Raw genomic sequence first — 17407 nt, 5'->3', positions numbered from 1 at the left:
CAGTTCATGATTACGTGAGGCCCATGACTCCGATCCGTCTGCTCCTCGTCGACGATGACCCGCTGGTTCGCGCCGGTCTGGCCTTCATGATGGGCGGTGCCGATGATCTCGAGATCGTGGGGGAGGCCGCCGACGGGAGCGAGGTGGAGGAACTCGTCGAGCGGACCCGCCCCGATGTGGTCCTCATGGACATCCGGATGCCGACCGTGGACGGACTCGCCGCCACGGAGCGGCTCAGGGAGCGCAAGGACGCGCCGCAGGTCGTCGTGCTGACCACCTTTCACGCCGACGAGCAGGTCCTGAGGGCACTGCGAGCGGGCGCCGCCGGATTCGTACTCAAGGACACACCGCCGGCGGACATCATCGAGGCCGTACGCCGCGTCGCGGCCGGCGACCCCGTGCTCTCCCCCACGGTCACCCGCCAGTTGATGGAGCACGCCGCGGGCGGCAGCGGCCCGGACACCCGGCGTGCGACCGCCCGCGGACGCATCGCCGTGCTCAACGACCGCGAACGTGAGGTGGCCGTCGCCGTCGGACAGGGGCACTCGAACGCCGAGATCGCCCGCGAGTTGTTCATGAGCGTCGCCACCGTCAAGACCCACGTGTCCCGCATCCTCGCCAAGCTCGACCTCAACAACCGGGTGCAGATCGCGCTGTTGACGTACGACGCGGGCCTCCTGGAGGGCGACGAGCACTGAGCGCTGAGAGCGGCCAGCGCAGCGGACTTGCCGAAGTCCCGTGCGGTACCGCGCCCCTTCAGGGGCGCAGGGCTGTGTCAATGTGTGGCTCCGCCGCGCGGGCGCGACCAGCCACAGACGGCCCGCAGCTTTCGAACCGCCTCTCCAGCGGAGCGTTCAGTCCCGGCCGCCCGGGATCTCCGCCACTGACACCAACCGGCGCTCGCGCCGCGAGAGTTCGCACGCCTCGGCGATCCGCAGCGCCTGCAGCGCCTCGCGTCCGTCGCACGGGTTGGCCCGCTCGCCGCGTACGACCTCGACGAAGGCGTGCAACTCCGCCTCGTATGCGGGTGCGAAGCGCTCCAGGAAGCCGGTCCACGGCTTGGTCGCGGGCGGCGGCCCGGTCGGCTCCGTGGAGGCGATCGGCGTACGGTCGTCCAGGCCGACCCCGATCTGGTCCAGCTCACCGGCCAGTTCCATGCGTACGTCGTATCCGGCGCCGTTCATCCGGGTCGCCGTCGCCGTGGCGAGTGTGCCGTCGTCCAGGGTCAGGACGGCCGCGGCGGTGTCGATGTCGTGCGCCTCGCGGAACATCGCGGGCCCGGCGTCCGAGCCCATCGCGTACACCTCGGTGACCTCATGGTCCGTCACCCAGCGCAGGATGTCGAAGTCGTGCACCAGACAGTCCCGGTACAGGCCGCCCGACAGCGGGAGATGCGCGGCCGGGGGCGGCGTCTGGTCGGACGTCATCGCCCGCACGGTGTGCAGCCGCCCGAGGCTGCCCGAGCGCACCACCTCGCGCGCGGCCGTGTAGCCCTCGTCGAAACGGCGCTGGAAGCCCATCTGCAGGATCGTTCCGGCCGTCTCGACCTCGGCGAGTGCGTGGAGCGTGCCCGGCAGATCGAGGGCGATGGGCTTCTCGCAGAACACCGGGAGCCCGGCGCGTGCTGCCCGACCGATCAGTTCGGCGTGGGCCGACGTGGCCGTGGTGATGACCACGGCGTCCACACCCCAGGTGAAGATCTCATCGACGCCGGGAGCGGCCGTGGCGCCCAGGCGGTCGGCCAGCGCACGGGCCCGGGCGGTGTCCGCGTCGGTGACGATCAGAGAGCCGCCGACCTCACGATGGCGACTGAGAGCCGTCGCGTGGAATGTGCCGATACGACCCGTTCCGATAAGTCCGATGCGCATGGGACCAAACTGCGGCTGGAGCCAGCCCGCTGTCAAGCTTTGTCCTGACAATCGAACTTCACGACTTCCCGTCATCATTCACCAGAGTTACGCTCGCCCCGTGCCCAAAGCAGAAGTGGATCCGACCGTGACGCTCCAGCTCAGCGTCGACCGGAGCAGTCCGGTGCCGCTGTACTTCCAGCTGTCCCAACAGCTCGAGGCGGCGATCGAGCACGGCGAGCTCACGCCCGGCAGCCTCCTCGGCAACGAGATCGAGCTCGCCGCCCGGCTCGGCCTGTCGCGGCCGACGGTCCGCCAGGCCATCCAGTCCCTCGTCGACAAGGGCCTCCTCGTACGCCGCCGCGGCGTCGGCACCCAGGTCGTGCACAGCCAGGTCAAGCGCCCGCTGGAGCTGAGCAGCCTGTACGACGACCTGGAGGCGGCCGGCCAGCGCCCGGCGACCCGGGTCCTCGTCAACACCGTCGTCCCCGCGTCGGCCGAGATCGCCGCCGCCCTCGCGGTGGCCGAGGGCAGCGACGTACACCGGGTGGAACGGCTGCGCCTGGCCCACGGCGAGCCGATGGCGTACCTCTGCAACTTCCTGCCGCCCGGCCTCCTCGACCTGGACAGCTCCCAGCTGGAGGCCACCGGCCTGTACCGGCTGATGCGGGCCGCGGGCATCACTCTGCACAGCGCCCGCCAGACCGTCGGAGCCCGCGCCGCCACCCTCGTGGAGGCCGACCGCCTCGGCGAACCGGAAGGCGCCCCCCTCCTCACCATGCAACGCACCACGTTCGACGACACGGGGCGGGCGGTGGAGTACGGCACCCACACGTACCGGGCGTCGCGCTACTCGTTCGAGTTCCAGCTACTGGTACGTCCGTGAGTTCCCCTTTTCCCGCGGGCGGTACGGGGAGCGCCCCTTAAGGGGCGCGGGGAACTGCGCGACCAGCCACAACGAACCCGCACTCGAAAGACGGCCTTGCCTCACCCGCACCCAGCGAAGCGCAGCGCCGTCGCGTGCGGCAGAATCGGCGCGATGAGCACCTACCGCGACCTCGCCCTCGCACACCGCGGCTCCGCACGGGCCACCGTCCTGCGGACCGTCGGCACGCGTGAGCGCCGATCGCATCTGACGGCTCCCCGCGTCCCCACCGTCGGCATCGACATCGGCGGTACGAAGGTGATGGCGGGTGTCGTCGACGCGGACGGCAACATCCTCGAGAAGGTCCGCACCGAGACCCCCGACAAGTCCAAGAGCCCCAGGGTCGTCGAGGACACCATCGTCGAACTGGTCCTGGACCTCTCCGACCGGCACGACGTGCACGCCGTCGGCATAGGAGCGGCCGGCTGGGTCGACGCCGACCGCAACCGCGTCCTGTTCGCGCCCCACTTGTCGTGGCGCAACGAGCCTCTCCGGGACCGGATCTCCGGGCGCCTCGCCGTGCCCGTCCTCGTCGACAACGACGCCAACACCGCGGCCTGGGCGGAGTGGCGTTTCGGCGCGGGCCGTGGCGACGACCACCTGGTCATGATCACGCTGGGCACTGGTATCGGCGGCGCGATCCTGGAGGACGGCCAGGTCAAGCGCGGCAAGTTCGGTGTGGCGGGCGAGTTCGGCCATATGCAGGTCGTGCCCGGCGGCCACCGCTGCCCCTGCGGCAACCGCGGCTGCTGGGAGCAGTACAGCTCCGGCAACGCGCTGGTGCGCGAGGCCCGCGAACTCGCCGCCGCCGACTCCCCGGTGGCGTACGGCATCATCGAGCACGTCAAGGGTGACATCTCCGAGATAACGGGCCCGATGATCACCGAGCTGGCCCGTGAGGGCGACGCCATGTGCGTCGAGCTGCTCCAGGACATCGGCCAGTGGCTCGGCGTCGGCATCGCGAACCTGGCCGCCGCGCTCGACCCCTCCTGCTTCGTCATCGGCGGCGGTGTCTCGGCGGCCGACGACCTGCTGATCGGCCCCGCGCGGGACGCCTTCCGACGCCATCTGACCGGCCGCGGCTACCGCCCCGAGGCCCGTATCGCCCGCGCTCAGCTCGGCCCCGAGGCCGGCATGGTCGGCGCCGCCGATCTCGCCCGGCTCGTCGCCCGCCGTTTCCGGCGTGCCAATCGGCGCAGGGTGGAGCGCTATGAGCGATACGAGCGGTATGTGCAGTCGCGCCGTACGACACAGGGGTCGCTGTGACGGCCGCCGCGCTGTCCCACCAGGTGCCGTCGCCGGACGATCCGCGCCCGCCCGAGGGCCGGGGCCACAAGATCCGCCGACGCGCACTGACGCTGCTGATCATCGTGCTGCTGATCGGCATCCCGGCCGGCTATCTGGTGATCTCCGCCAACCAGAGTCGCGACAGCGGCAGGACCAAGGAAGAGAAGTACGCCGCGAGGGGCCTCACTCCGGACTGGCCCTCGCGCGTCCAGCGCCGCCTCTACCATGTGCCGATCCCGCCGGCCTCGAAGAAGGTCGCGTACTACGAGACGAACAACTGGAAGACCAGCCGTCTGTACGTCCAGTTCCTCACCAGCGATGACGGCCTCGACACGTTCCTCAAGAACATCGGCACCAGCCGCGCCGCCCTGGAGAAGGACGACTTCCCTATCAGCGCCCGCCACCGGAACATCGTCGACTGGGACTTCACGACACCCGGCCCCTGGTCGGGCCTCATCCGCGCGCGGAAGAACCCGACTCCCACGCTGGACATGGTCGTGAACTGGTCGAAGCCCGGCCATCCCATGGTGTACGTGGTCTCCAGAACGACGCCCTGACCTTCCGGTGACCTCCCGGTTCGGCCGCCGAGCCCGATTGTCAGACCCGGCCCGTACAGTCGAAGACAAGTGATCCGACTGGTCCGACGACCAGTGGTCCTACTGGTCCGACCGGGGTGAGGGAGGTGGCAGGGAGCATGAGCGTGGGGGAGGCCGAGCGGCGCGTGGCAGAAGCCGCGCGGACCGCGCTGCCGGTCCGGCTCGCCGCCGTCTTTCTGCCGGCCGGACTGCCGCGGGACGGGCGGATCGCGTTCTGGGACCCGGACGGCGGGGCGCTGCCGGAGGGCGAGCAGGCCGAACTGACGGTGGTACGGCGGCATGGCGCGGGAGTCCGGCGGGCATCGGCGCCCGCACTGACCGTCGCGGTCGGCGAGGCGCTGCCCTTGCTCGTACGGGCGAGGCGGGACCCCGCGGCGCATCCCGCCACGGCATGCTGGGGCGCCGCCGCGCTGCACGCGCTGCGGCTCCTCGCGCGCGGGCGACTGCTGCCCGGACTGACGCAGGACGGCCACGACGCGTGGCGCGCCGGGCCACTGGATCCGGACGACATCGCCCACCTGAGGGCGGTGGCCGCGGCCCTCCCGTACGAGGGACATGCCGTACCGCTCCCCGGCCGGAGCCCACTCCAACTGCCCGACCCGGAAGCGCTGATGCGCGCCTTCCTCGATGCCGTCGCCGACACCCTGCCGCGCACCGAGGCCGCGCCGTACGCCGTCGGGAAACCCTTTGCCGCGCGCGAGCCGCAGCGGCTGCCGGGCGCCCGGCACTGGGCGGCGGAGGTCGCCGCGGGCATGGACGCGGGCGTACGGATCTCGCTGCGCCTGGACCTGTCCGCGTACGACCTCTTCGACGACAGCGACACCGGCGACGGCGAGGCCGCGCGGCGGGCGGGCGCGGCCGTCGTGCAGGTGCACAGCCTCGCCGACCCCACCCTCGTCGTCGACGCCGCGGCCCTGTGGGCGGGCGAGGCCGACGCGACGTTCGGGCCACGCGCGCGTGTGGACGCCGCCCTGGCCGTGCGGCGCGCGGCCCGCGTCTGGCCGCCGCTGGACCGGCTGTCGGAGCAGTACGTACCAGACGTACTCGCGCTGTCCGAGGACGAGTTGTCCGATCTGCTCGGCGTCGCGGCGACCCGCCTCGGCGCGGCCGGAGTCGCCGTGCACTGGCCTCGCGACCTCGCCCAGGACCTGAGCGCGGCGGCGGTGGTGCGTCCGGCGCCCGGTTCGGCGACGGACGGCACCGGGTTCTTCGAGAGCGAGGAACTGCTCCAGTTCCGCTGGCAGTTGGCGCTCGGCGGCGATCCGCTCACGGAGGCCGAGATGGACACGCTGGCCGAGGCGCACCGGCCGGTCGTACGGCTGCGGGACCAGTGGGTGCTCGTCGATCCGGCCCTGGTCCGCAAGGCGCGTAAACGCGAACTGGGGCTGCTCGACCCGGTCGACGCGCTCTCCGCCGCGCTCACCGGCAGCGCGGAGGTCGACGGCGAGACGGTCGAGGCGGTGCCCGTCGGCGCGCTGGCCGCGCTGCGCGACCGGCTGACGGCGGGGGTACGGCCCGCCGAGCCGCCCGCCGGTCTGACGGCGCGGCTGCGGGACTACCAACTGCGCGGGCTGGCCTGGCTCGACCTCATGACCTCGCTCGGCCTCGGCGGCTGCCTCGCCGACGACATGGGGCTCGGCAAGACCGTCACCGTCATCGCCCTCCACCTGAAGCGGGCGCGCCGCGAGCCGACCCTCGTGGTCTGCCCGGCCTCGCTGCTCGGCAACTGGCAGCGGGAGATCAACCGCTTCGCCCCCGGCGTCCCCGTCCGCCGCTACCACGGAGCGGGCCGCACGCTGGAGGACCTGGACGGCGGATTCGTCCTCACCACGTACGGGACGATGCGGTCGGCGGCGGCCCGGCTCGCCCAGCAGCGATGGGGCATGGTCGTCGCGGACGAGGCGCAGCACGTCAAGAACCCGTACTCGGCGACCGCGAAGGCACTGCGTACGATCCCCGCGCCGGCCCGGGTCGCCCTGAGCGGGACGCCCGTGGAGAACAACCTCTCCGAACTCTGGGCCCTGCTCGACTGGACGACCCCCGGACTGCTCGGCCCGCTGAAGTCCTTCCGCGCCCGGCACGCGCGCGCGGTGGAGAGCGGCGAGGACGAGGAGGCCGTGTCCCGCCTCGCCCGGCTGATCCGCCCCTTCCTGCTGCGCCGCAAGAAGTCCGACCCGGGCATCGTCCCCGAGCTCCCGCCCAAGACGGAGACGGACCACCCCGTCCCGCTCACCCGCGAACAGGCCGCGCTCTACGAGGCGGTGGTGCGCGAGTCGATGCTGGCGATCGAGACGACGGAGGGCATCGCCCGGCGCGGCCTGGTCCTCAAGCTCCTCACCTCGCTCAAGCAGATCTGTAATCACCCGGCGCTGTACTTGCGGGAGGACACGGGAGCCGTGGGTTCGCCGGGTGCCGGTGGGACGGCCCGGCTCGCCGCCCGGTCCGGCAAACTGGCCCTGCTCGACGAGTTGTTGGACACGCTGCTCGCCGAGGACGGTTCGGCGCTCGTCTTCACCCAGTACGTGGGGATGGCGCGACTGATCACCTCCCACCTCGCGGCCAGGGCGGTACCGGTCGAGCTGCTGCACGGGGGTACGCCGGTGCCCGAGCGCGAACACATGGTGGACCGCTTCCAGAGCGGGGCGACGCCTGTCCTGGTCCTGTCCCTGAAGGCGGCCGGCACGGGCCTCAACCTCACGCGCGCGGGCCATGTCGTCCACTTCGACCGCTGGTGGAACCCAGCCGTCGAGGAACAGGCCACCGACCGCGCCTACCGCATCGGCCAGACCCAGCCCGTCCAGGTCCACCGCCTCATCACCGAGGGCACAGTAGAGGACCGCATCGCCGAAATGCTCGCCTCGAAGCGGGCGCTGGCCGAAGCGATCCTGGGCTCCGGCGAGGCCTCCTTCACGGAGCTCACCGACCGCGAACTGTCCGATCTGGTCTCACTCCGGAGGTCGGCGTGATGTCTTCGACAGGGCGACCGGATCCGGCGCGCTCATCGGGTGAGCCCCGGCCCGCCGATGTGGCCCGTCGTGCCCTGTGGGCCGCGCGGCGCGGTCAGGTCGAGAACGACGAGGTCGACTCGGAGGATGATCACTCCGCCACCCCCGAGGCGCGACCGGCGGCACGAGGTACGGACCAGGCGGCCTCCGAGGCGACCGCCGCCCGGCGGCGGACGCGGCGGACTCCGCAGGGGCTCCGGCCGGGTGATGTGGCGCGTGAGGCTCTGCGGGGTGCGGGCGGGCCACGCACCGTGCGTACCGAGGACGAGAACGAGGACGCGTCCGAGCCCTCGGTCGCCGACCGTCCCGGCGATGGCGTGGGCTCCGGTGCGCCGCGTCCCGGTGACGTGGCCCGCGAGGCCTTGCGCGCCGCCCGAACCGGCGCGAGTCGGGCCCGTACAGCCGTTGGGGCCAAGGGAGTTGATGGCCCGCGCCGCCCCGCTGACGCGAAGCCGAAGCCTTCCGCCTCGGCACCGTCACCGAGCACAGCAGACCGCCGCGCGGCGCCTCCCCACAGCACCGTCCACTCGGCAACGACCCCGGAGGCCGCCCCTCCGCCCACCGAGCGAAGGTTCCCACCCGGCGCGGCGCCCGCTGTAGGCCCCGTCGGCCGAAGCGCCCGTACGCGACCCACCGGACCCGCACCCGACGCGGACGGTCCATCGCCCCGTTCCCCCTCCGCGCCCAGAGGAGCCCCCCAGCCGCACACCACGCCCCCAGCCCCCGCCAGCGACCTGCGGCGAACCTTCCCCGCCCTTCCGCGGCGGTCGCCCGGAGGCGGCAGATTCGCCGAGACGTGGTGGGGTGACGCCTGGGTGAGGGCACTGGAGGAGGCGGCGCTGGATCCGGCGCGGCTTGCGCGCGGGCGGGTGTACGCGGGGGAGGGGCACGTGGATGCCGTGACCGTCACGCCCGGGCTCGTGCTCGCGTATGTGCACGGGAGTCGGCCGCGGCCGTACCGGGTGCAGATCCGGATGCGTACGCTCACGGACGAGGACTGGGAGCGGTTCCTGGACGCCGCTGCCGAACGGCCGGGGCACATCGCGGCGTTGCTCGACAAGGACATGCCCCAGTCGCTCGCCGAGTGCGGGGTCGAACTGCTCCCCGGCTCCGGAGACCTCGAACCGCACTGCAGCTGCCCCGACTTCGGACACCCCTGCAAGCACGCCGCAGCCCTCTGCTACCAGACGGCACGACTGCTGGACGAAGACCCCTTCGTGCTGCTCCTGCTGCGCGGCCGAGGCGAGCGCGAGCTGCTGGACGCGCTGTCGCGCCGCAACGCCGCCCTGGCCGCCCGCTCGGCCAGCGCAGGTCAGGAAGGAGGCCAAGAACCCGAACTTCCCGGCGTACGCGCCCGTGACGCCCTGGCCCTCCGCCAACTCCCGCCGCTGCCACAGCCGTTGCCCCCGCCCGCACACCCCGAACAGCCGCCGGTCTATCCGGCCTCCCCGGGCGGCCCGGACCCGATGGCCCTCGACCAGCTGGCCACCGACGCGGCCACCCGAGCACACGCGCTGCTCACGACGGGACGCGACCCGGTCGCGGAGCTGACGCTCTGGCAGGACGCCGTCCGCCTCGCCGCCACCCGCCCCGGCTCCGGTCTCACCGCCACCACCCGCGCCCTGTACGCGTCCCTCGCCTCCGCCGCCGGCCGCACCCCCGCCGAGTTGGCGCGCGCGGTCGCCGCCTGGCGCCAGGGCGGACTCGAAGGGCTCGCCGTCCTCGAGGAATCCTGGGACCCACCGGCGGGCCGCTTCGACCGCGCCCGTCCCCTCCTCCTGGCCGCCGACTTCCCCGCCTTCCGCCCCTGGCACAACCACCTCACCCACCCTCGCGGCCACATACAGCTCCGCCTCGGCCACGACGGCCTCTGGTACGCGTACGAGTCGGAACCGGGCCACGACGACTGGTGGCCCCGGGGCACCCCCGACCTCGACCCGGTCGGCGCCCTCACCGGCCTGGGCACACCGGACGCCCCATGAGCCCCGGCTGAACTCCCCAGTGTGCCGCCGCCTCACATGTGGCGGCCCCGTGCAGGCAATGTGGACAAACCGGTCCCGTTTTCGCGGCCACAGGTGCGGAAGCTAGCTTGGAGCGGTGAGTGAGATGAAGACCCCTGCCCTCCAGTACCGCTTCGACGGCCCGGAAGACGCCCCGGTCCTCGTCCTCGGTCCCTCACTCGGGACCACCTGGCACAGGTCGTACAAAGTGTCTCCGGCAGTCCAGGACAGGGGTGTACGTGCAGGTCAGGGCCTTGCGGTCCGGGAGCGTCGGCTCTGTTGGTGAGATGCGTGTGATAGCGCGTGAGACGTGAGGACCCCGTCGGAGTGTTCCGGCGGGGGTTCTGCGCGTGGCAACAGGTCGCTCTGTGGGGAGTTCGACGCCGTCTTGGTGATGTTCCTGGCTCGCCAGGAGTTGAACGGCCCTCCTACCGGAACTGCTGACAGCGGCCAGCGTAAGAGAGTCCCTTTGGTCGTCCTTCGGCCTGCGATGCTGTTTGGCACGTAGCGGTGGATGGGTGCGCCGCAGCCCGCGCACGGGCCGATGCGCCAGTCGGCGCGGTCGCGCCACGGAGGCCGTCCGGCCGGCGAGGCCATCGCATGGAAAGAACCGCATCGGTGACAGCGTCCAGCATCGGTGCGGACTCCTGACGCTTGAGTGACGCTCGAAGGCGGTGCCTGAAGGGGTGCGACCGATGCTCCAGGGCTGCGCGTAGCGCCCGCTGGTGAGGCGGTCTGCACCGGGGGGCAGGACGAGGTGCCCCGGCAACCGTGGTCCTGGTCCGCCTCGAGCCGGCCCTGTCTTCATGCGCTTCACCAACGGCCCGCTGCCCCCCGAGCGCTACGCTCTCACCCAGTCCTCCACGCGGTTGTTCGTCCAGGACGAGGCCATGCCCCCCCCGGTTGCGCACCTTCAGGAAGGCCAGTGATGACACGCCTGATCGTCGGCATCGGCGGTACCACCCGCCCCCGGTCCAGCAGCGAACTCGCCATACGCGCCGTCCTGCAGGCCGCCGAGGACCGGGGTGCCGAGACCATGCACCTCGGCGGTACGTTCCTCGCCCAGCTCCCGCTGTACGCGCCGGAGAATCCGACCCGTACCGCCGAACAGCAGGCCCTGGTCGAAGCCGTGCGGCGGGCGGACGGCCTCGTCATCGGCACCCCCGGCTACCACGGCGGCATCTCCGGCCTGGTCAAGAACGCCCTCGACCTCCTGGAAGACCTCCGCGACGACACCCGGGCCTACGTCGACGGCCGCGCCGTGGGTCTCGTGGTCACCGCCGCCGGGACGCAGGCCTGCGGGACCACGCTGGCCGCCCTGCGGTCCGTGGTCCACGCGCTGCGAGGCTGGCCCACCCCGCTCGGTGTCACCCTCAATACCGGCGGCACCAAACTCTTCGGCACCGACGGCGCCTGCGTGGATGCCGGCGCCGCGGCCCAGCTGGACCTGCTCGGTGAGCAGGTCACCTCCTTCGCCGACGCCCTCTCTCCCATCCGGTGAAGAGCCGCATGTCGTGACTCCCTCGCCCGGCTCGCTGTCGGCGCAGGCATGTACACCACCGGAACCACCCCCACCTCGGCCTGCCCACCTCGCTGCTGCACGACGTCCCCATGGGCGTGATGGGTCTGACGACTCCGAGAGTGGCCGCCGCCGCCTCGATGCGACGCTCAACGACCCTATTCCGCACGGGGTGTGGTGCCCTTCGGGGCCGTCGGGCAACTGCCCGGCCACGTGGAGACGACCGTTCGGCGACCGCTCAACCAGTCGGCATCGATCGAATGTGCAGCGGTGTGTGCTCTGCAACCGTCCGCTCAAGTGCCCTCCGCCCCTGTCCAGTCGTCCTCGACGCCCGTACGACCGACCCGCCGCATCGTCGAACCCGGCAATCAACGGGTCAGTGCTGTCGCTGGTGAGAAGGGGTCGTCATGGGGGAACGTCGCGTCGCCGTCACCGGGATCGGGATCGTCGCGCCAGGAGGTACTGGGACCAAGGCCTTCTGGGAGCGCGTCGTCTCCGGCAGGCCCGCTACCCGCCGCGTCACGGCCTTTGATCCGGCCCCCTTCCGCTCGCAGATCGCCGCCGAATGCGACTTCGACCCGCTAGCCGAAGGACTCGGCGAGCAGGACACCGACCGCCTCGACCGGGCTGCCCAGATGCTGATGATCGCTGCCCGTGAGGCGCTTGGCGACAGCCAGCTGCGGATCGCGCCCGAGGAGGCCCACCGGGCCGGAGTCAGCATCGGCAACGCCGTCGGCCTCACCCAGAAGCTGGAGCGCGAATACCTCGCCGTCAGCGACGCGGGCCGCCGCTGGGTCGTCGACCCCGACCGTGCCTCACCGCACCTCTACGACTACTTCGTCCCCAGCTCCCTGTCCGCCGAGGTCGCCTGGTTCGCCGGCGCCGAGGGCCCCAACGCTGTGGTCTCCGCGGGCTGCACCTCCGGCATTGACGCCACCGGCTACGCCTGCGACCTCATCCGCGAGGGCAGCGCCGACATCATGATCACCGGTGGTGCCGATGCCCCAATCGCCCCCATCACCGTCGCCTGCTTCGACGCGATCAAGGCGACCTCGCCCCGCAACGACGACGCCGAACACGCCCTGCGGCCCTTCGACAAGACCCGCAACGGCTTCGTCCTCGGCGAGGGCGCGGCGGTCCTCGTCCTGGAGGAGCTGGACCGGGCGCGACGCCGCGGCGCCCATATTTATGCGGAGATCGCCGGGTACGCCTCCCACGGCAACGCCCACCACATGACCGGGCTGCGCTCCGACGGACGGGAGATGGCCGCCGCCATCACCTCCGCCCTGGACCGGGCCCGGCTCGATGCGGGCGCCGTCGACTACGTCAACGCCCACGGGACCGCCACCCAGCAGAACGACCGCCACGAGACCGCCGCCTTCAAACGCAGCCTTGGCGACCACGCCCATGCCGTGCCGATCAGTTCCATCAAGGCTGTGGTCGGCCACTCGCTCGGCGCGATCGGCGCGATCGAGATCGCCGCCTGCGCACTGGCGATGGAGCACGGAGTCGTGCCACCGACCGCGAACCTGCACCACCCCGATCCCGAACTGGACCTTGACTACGTGCCGTTGAACGCACGGGAGCAGCGGCTCGACACGGTCCTGACAGTCGGCAGTGGCTTCGGCGGGTTCCAGAGCGCCATGGTGCTCACCGACGCGGACAGGAGGACCGCATGACAACGGCCGTAGTGACCGGAGCCGGGGTCGTCGCCCCCAACGGCCTCGGGACGGAGGCATTCTGGTCGGCGACCTTGCGCGGCGACCACGTCATCAAGCCGATCGACCGGTACGACACCACACACTTCACCAGCCGGCTGGCAGGAGAGGTACAGGACTTCGACGCCGCCCGGCACCTGCCGAGCCGGCTCATACCCCAGACCGACCGGATGACCCAGTTCGCGCTCGCCGCCGCCGACTGGGCCTTCGCCGACGCGGCCCTCGACACCAGCGACCTCGCCAGGACCGACCTCGGCGTCGTCACCGCCAGCGCCGCCGGCGGTTTCGACTTTGGCCAACGCGAGCTGCAGAACCTCTGGGGCGAAGGCCCCGACCACGTCAGTGCCTACATGTCCTTCGCCTGGTTCTACGCGGTCAACACTGGCCAGATCTCCATCAAGAACGATCTGCGGGGCCCCACCGGGGTCCTCGTTGCCGAGCAGGCCGGCGGCATCGACGCTATTGCCCACGCCCGGCGCGCCCTGCGCGGCGGCGCCGCGGTGGTCCTCTCCGGAGGCATGGACTCCTCGCTCTGTCCGTACGGGATGGCGGCCCGCATGGCCGGCGGCCGGCTCTCCGCCCGGGACGATCCCGACCGTGCCTTCCTCCCCTTCGACCCGGACACCGACGGACACGTGCCGGGCGAGGGCGGAGCGATCCTCGTCCTGGAGGAGGAGGGACGGGCCCTGCAGCGCGGGGCGACCATCCACGGGGAGATCGCCGGACACGGGGCCACCTTCGACCCGCAGCCCGGCTCCGGGCGCCCCCGCAACCTCGGCCGCGCCATCGAACTCGCCCTTGCCGACGCGGGGTTGGTCTCTGACGACATCGGCGTCGTCTTCGCCGACGCCGACGGCTCCCCGGAGAGCGACCACGCCGAGGCGGAGGCCCTCGTCCGGCTCTTCGGCCCCTACGGCGTTCCCGTCACCGCCCCCAAGACCATGATTGGCCGTCTCTACTCCGGCGGCGCGCCCCTCGACGTCGTTCTCGCCCTGCGCGCCCTGCGTGAGGGCCTCATCCCCCCGACCATCAAGGTCACCCCCGGCTACGCACTCGACCTGGTGCGCGACCGGCCCCGGCCGTTCGCCGGCACCGCCGCCCTGGTGCTGGCCCGCGGACACAACGGATTCAACAGCGCCCTCGTACTGCGTGGGCGAGGAAAGGACCACCGATGAGCGAGCTCACCCTGCCCGTACTGATCGACATCATGCGTGAATGCGCGGGCGAGGACGAGGCGGTCACCGCCGAGGGCGGGGACATCGGCGACGTCGAGCTGGAGTACCTCGGCTACGACTCGCTGGCGCTGATGGAGGCTGCCGGCCGGGTCAAGCGCCAGTTCAACGCCGAACTCTCCGACGACGCCCTCGCCGAGATCCGCACCCTCAATCAGTTCGTGGCAGCCGTCAACGACACCCTGGCCTCGGCCGGGGCGCGCCCGTCCGCCTGACGAGGCCGCCCATGGACCCGCTCTACATCGCCGCCACCGGCAGCAGGCTGCCGCCCCCGGTCCCTACCGAGGACGCCGTCGCCGACGGCAGATGCTCCGCCGCCCTCGCGCGGACCACCGGCAGCCTCGCCGTCGCCGTCGCCGGGGACGACGAATCGGCCCCGCAGATGGCCGTACGCGCCGCCCGCTCCGCACTGGAGCGGGCGGGCACCACCCCCGGCGACATCGACCTCGTCCTGCACGCCAGCTTCTTCCACCAGGGCCACGACTTGTGGGCCCCCGCCTCGTACGTCCAGCGGGAGGCTGTCGGCAACAACTGCCCCGCCATGGAGGTCGGCCAGGTCTCCAACGGCGGCATGGCCGCCCTCGAACTTGCCTCCGCCTACCTGGCCGTCGACCCCGGCCGCTCAGCCGCACTGATCACCACCGGCGACAAGTTCTGCCCACCCGGCTTCGACCGCTGGCACAGCGATCCCGGCACCGTGTACGCCGACGGCGGGACCGCCCTCGTGCTCTCCCGCCGTGGCGGGTTCGCCCGGATCCGCAGCCTCGTCACGGTCTCCGTACCGGAGCTGGAGGGGATGCACCGCGGCGACGACCCGTTCGCGCAGGAGCCGTTCAGCCACCGCCCCCGGGTCGACCTGGAGGCCTGCAAGCGTGCCTTCCTCGCGAAGACCGGCGTTTCCTACGCCGTCTCCCGGGTTGCCGCCGCGCAGGAGACCGCCGTCAAACAGGCCCTGGCCGAGGCGGAACTCGATCTCGGCGACATCACCCGCATCGTCCTGCCCCACCTCGGACGGCGCAGACTCCAGGCCGCCTACTTCGGCCCGTTCGGCATCGACCCGGAGCGGACCACCTGGCCGTGGAGCAGGCAGGTGGGCCACCTGGGGGCCGGCGACCCGATCGCCGGCCTCGACCATCTCGCCGCGACAGGGGCCCTCGACCGGGGAGACACCTGTCTGCTCGTCAGTGTCGGGGCCGGATTCTCCTGGTCCTGCGCCGTGCTCGACATACGCGAACGCCCCCGGTGGGCCGGACCATGAACGGATATGGAGGACGGGGACAGTGGCCAACCGAAGGACGATGGAGTCAGTGGCAGACCGAAGGACGATGGGGACAGTGGCGAACCGACGGACGATGGTGCTCCTCCTGCCGGGCCAGGGCGCTCAGCACCCACGGATGGCCGCCGGTCTGTACGGGACCGAACCGGTGTTCACCACAGCCATTGACGAGGTCTTCGACCTCGTCGACACCGAGACGGCGGGGGAGGGCGAACGGCTCCGGGCCGACTGGCTGAGCGAGCGCCCGGCCGTAGACCTCGACCACGTCACCCGCTCCCAGCCGCTGCTGTTCGCCGTCGACCACGCGCTCGGTCGGCTGGTACGGAGCTGGGGAGCCCGGCCGGACGCCCTGCTCGGCCACAGCATCGGCGAACTGGCAGGAGCCGTACTCTCCGGAGTCTTCACCCTGGCCGACGCCACCCGGCTCGTCCTCGACCGCGTCCGGCTTCTCGCCGACGCGCCGCCCGGAGGCATGCTCGCCGTCGCCGCGACCCCGCAGGAGCTCGCGCCCTTCCTCGACGGCGACGTCGTCGTCGGCGCGGTCAACGCCCCGCGGCAGACCGTGCTCGCGGGACCCGACCCGGCCCTCGAAATGGTCCACAAGGCCCTGGACGCACAGGACTTCACCTGTCGGCGCCTTCCGTCCCTCAGCCCCTTCCACAGCCCCGCTGTCGGGCCCGCTCTTGCCGGATCCGAGGCGGCCGTGGCCGCGCTGCCGACCTCCGCGCCGGTGATCGCCCTGCACTCCTGCTACACCGCGCGGCCACTGGGGCAGGAGGACGTCGCGGACCCCCTCTACTGGGCACGTCAGCCCGTCGCCCCGGTGCTCTTCTGGAGCGCGCTCGACGCCGTCCTGTCCGAGGGGGACGCCGTACTGGTGGAGACCGGCCCCGGGCAGGGGCTCGCCCAGCTCGCCCGGCGCCACCCCGCCGTACGGGCCGGCCGCAGCGCGGTCGTCCCGCTGTTGCCGGCCCGCCCCGGCCCTCCCGAGCGGGACCGCGCCTGGGCGGAGGCCGCCCGGGAGAGTCTCGCCTCGTACGGCCTCACCGGAGAACCGTCGCGGTGACGTAACGCACCGGAGTGTCGATCGTCAGCGGCCCGTCACCGTCCCGCATCGCGTCGAGGGCGGTGATCAGCCGCTGACGCAGCCGTGCGCTCTCCTCCGCCGGCAGGTGCGTCCACAGCAGCCGCATCCCCTGGGTGTGCGACCAGTCCACCCATGCCTCACCCGAGTTCGCCACCAGCTCCACCGGCTCGTCGATCACCTCGACGTCCCGGAACCCGGCCTTCTCCATCGTCCGGCGCAGATCGGTGACTTGCCCCAGCCAGCTGTTGAAGCGGCGCTGCAGCGCTTCCGGCTGCCACTCGGGCGGCAGATTACCCAGCAGGGACCGAGGAATGAGGTCGGTGAACACAGGCGGCAGGAACGGAAACGTGTCGTCCGTGAAGACCGGGCTGGTGAAACCGATCCGGCCGCCGTCCCGCAGCAGTTCCGCATAGCGGGCGAGCGCCGCCGGCGCGTCCGGCAGGAAGATCACGCTGTAGCTGCCGGTGATCAAGTCGAAGGAACGGGGCGGGAGTTCAGGGCGCTCCCCGTCCATCGTCCGCAGCTCCACGTTCGTGACGCCCTGCCGCTCGGCCTCCCGGCGCGCCTCGTCGATCATCGCCGGAGCGATGTCGATGCCCAGCACGGAGCCCTCGGGCCCGGCCAGTGCCGCCGCTGGGAACAACGCCGCGCCTCGGCCGCATCCCACGTCGAGCACCCGGTCACCCGATCCCGGAGCGACCCGCTCCACCAAACGCCTGCCCATCGGTGTGAAGAACTCGACGCCCATCCGGTCGTAGCGCGCCGCCGCCCGGTCGAAGGCGCGGGTCACCGCCGCCTTGTACGCCGTGTCGTCCACCGTGCCATCACTGTTCGCTGCCATACGCCGAGCGTGCAGCTGCCGTCTCGCACTCGCGTCGTGGCCGGTTCGAACACGCCTCGACCGCCCCTACAGCG

At 72.0% G+C, this 17407-nt stretch carries 14 protein-coding genes; 12 read left to right on the top strand and 2 right to left on the bottom strand.

Annotated features, from left to right (window positions below; all coding sequences use genetic code 11):
- The first annotated feature begins 23 nt into the window (after nt 1-23).
- Nucleotides 24-698 carry a response regulator gene (locus ACYVO6_RS47910; protein ID WP_461073051.1) on the top strand — a complete coding sequence of 225 codons (675 nt, stop codon included), beginning with the start codon at nt 24-26 and terminating at the stop codon, nt 696-698.
- Nucleotides 699-854: 156 nt separating this feature from the next.
- Here ACYVO6_RS47910 and ACYVO6_RS47905 read toward each other — a convergent pair whose 3' ends face one another.
- Nucleotides 855-1868: a Gfo/Idh/MocA family protein gene (locus tag ACYVO6_RS47905; RefSeq protein ID WP_461073049.1), complete on the bottom strand. Its 1014-nt coding sequence runs from the start codon at nt 1866-1868 to the stop codon at nt 855-857.
- A 127-nt stretch (nt 1869-1995) separates the two neighbouring features.
- Between ACYVO6_RS47905 and ACYVO6_RS47900 the strand changes: the two genes are divergently transcribed.
- The 11 genes from ACYVO6_RS47900 (at nt 1996) to ACYVO6_RS47850 (ending at nt 16471) form a co-directional block, all read left to right on the top strand.
- Nucleotides 1996-2733 (top strand): GntR family transcriptional regulator, encoded by a 738-nt coding sequence (locus tag ACYVO6_RS47900; RefSeq protein WP_461073148.1) that lies wholly within the window; start codon nt 1996-1998, stop codon nt 2731-2733.
- Nucleotides 2734-2886: 153 nt separating this feature from the next.
- Nucleotides 2887-4038 (top strand): ROK family glucokinase, encoded by a 1152-nt coding sequence (locus tag ACYVO6_RS47895; protein ID WP_461073047.1) that lies wholly within the window; start codon nt 2887-2889, stop codon nt 4036-4038.
- Nucleotides 4035-4616 carry a sugar kinase gene (locus ACYVO6_RS47890; protein WP_461073045.1) on the top strand — a complete coding sequence of 194 codons (582 nt, stop codon included), beginning with the start codon at nt 4035-4037 and terminating at the stop codon, nt 4614-4616. The genes ACYVO6_RS47895 and ACYVO6_RS47890 overlap by 4 nt, the downstream gene beginning before the upstream one ends.
- Nucleotides 4617-4753: 137 nt before the next feature.
- On the top strand, nt 4754-7621 hold the full coding sequence (locus tag ACYVO6_RS47885; RefSeq protein ID WP_461073043.1) for a DEAD/DEAH box helicase: 2868 nt from the start codon (nt 4754-4756) through the stop codon (nt 7619-7621).
- Nucleotides 7621-9642 (top strand): SWIM zinc finger family protein, encoded by a 2022-nt coding sequence (locus tag ACYVO6_RS47880; protein WP_461073041.1) that lies wholly within the window; start codon nt 7621-7623, stop codon nt 9640-9642. The genes ACYVO6_RS47885 and ACYVO6_RS47880 overlap by 1 nt, the downstream gene beginning before the upstream one ends.
- Before the next feature lie 946 nt (nt 9643-10588).
- Nucleotides 10589-11161, top strand: coding sequence for an NADPH-dependent FMN reductase (locus ACYVO6_RS47875; RefSeq protein ID WP_461073039.1), 573 nt, complete (start codon nt 10589-10591; stop codon nt 11159-11161).
- A 425-nt stretch (nt 11162-11586) separates the two neighbouring features.
- Nucleotides 11587-12858: a beta-ketoacyl-[acyl-carrier-protein] synthase family protein gene (locus tag ACYVO6_RS47870; RefSeq protein WP_461073037.1), complete on the top strand. Its 1272-nt coding sequence runs from the start codon at nt 11587-11589 to the stop codon at nt 12856-12858.
- On the top strand, nt 12855-14072 hold the full coding sequence (locus ACYVO6_RS47865; RefSeq protein ID WP_461073035.1) for a ketosynthase chain-length factor: 1218 nt from the start codon (nt 12855-12857) through the stop codon (nt 14070-14072). The genes ACYVO6_RS47870 and ACYVO6_RS47865 overlap by 4 nt, the downstream gene beginning before the upstream one ends.
- A complete protein-coding gene (locus ACYVO6_RS47860) occupies nt 14069-14344 on the top strand; it encodes an acyl carrier protein (RefSeq protein ID WP_461073033.1) in 276 nt (91 codons plus the stop codon). The genes ACYVO6_RS47865 and ACYVO6_RS47860 overlap by 4 nt, the downstream gene beginning before the upstream one ends.
- A gap of 11 nt (nt 14345-14355) precedes the next feature.
- A complete protein-coding gene (locus tag ACYVO6_RS47855) occupies nt 14356-15387 on the top strand; it encodes a ketoacyl-ACP synthase III family protein (protein WP_461073031.1) in 1032 nt (343 codons plus the stop codon).
- A gap of 67 nt (nt 15388-15454) precedes the next feature.
- A complete protein-coding gene (locus ACYVO6_RS47850) occupies nt 15455-16471 on the top strand; it encodes an acyltransferase domain-containing protein (protein WP_461073146.1) in 1017 nt (338 codons plus the stop codon).
- Here ACYVO6_RS47850 and ACYVO6_RS47845 read toward each other — a convergent pair.
- On the bottom strand, nt 16449-17309 hold the full coding sequence (locus ACYVO6_RS47845) for a class I SAM-dependent methyltransferase (RefSeq protein WP_461073144.1): 861 nt from the start codon (nt 17307-17309) through the stop codon (nt 16449-16451). The genes ACYVO6_RS47850 and ACYVO6_RS47845 overlap by 23 nt on opposite strands.
- Nucleotides 17310-17407: the final 98 nt, after the last annotated feature.

Source organism: Streptomyces pseudoechinosporeus, from assembly GCF_054783935.1.
Note: the sequence above shows the minus strand (reverse complement) of the source record. Positions and strands in the feature narration are given on the sequence as shown.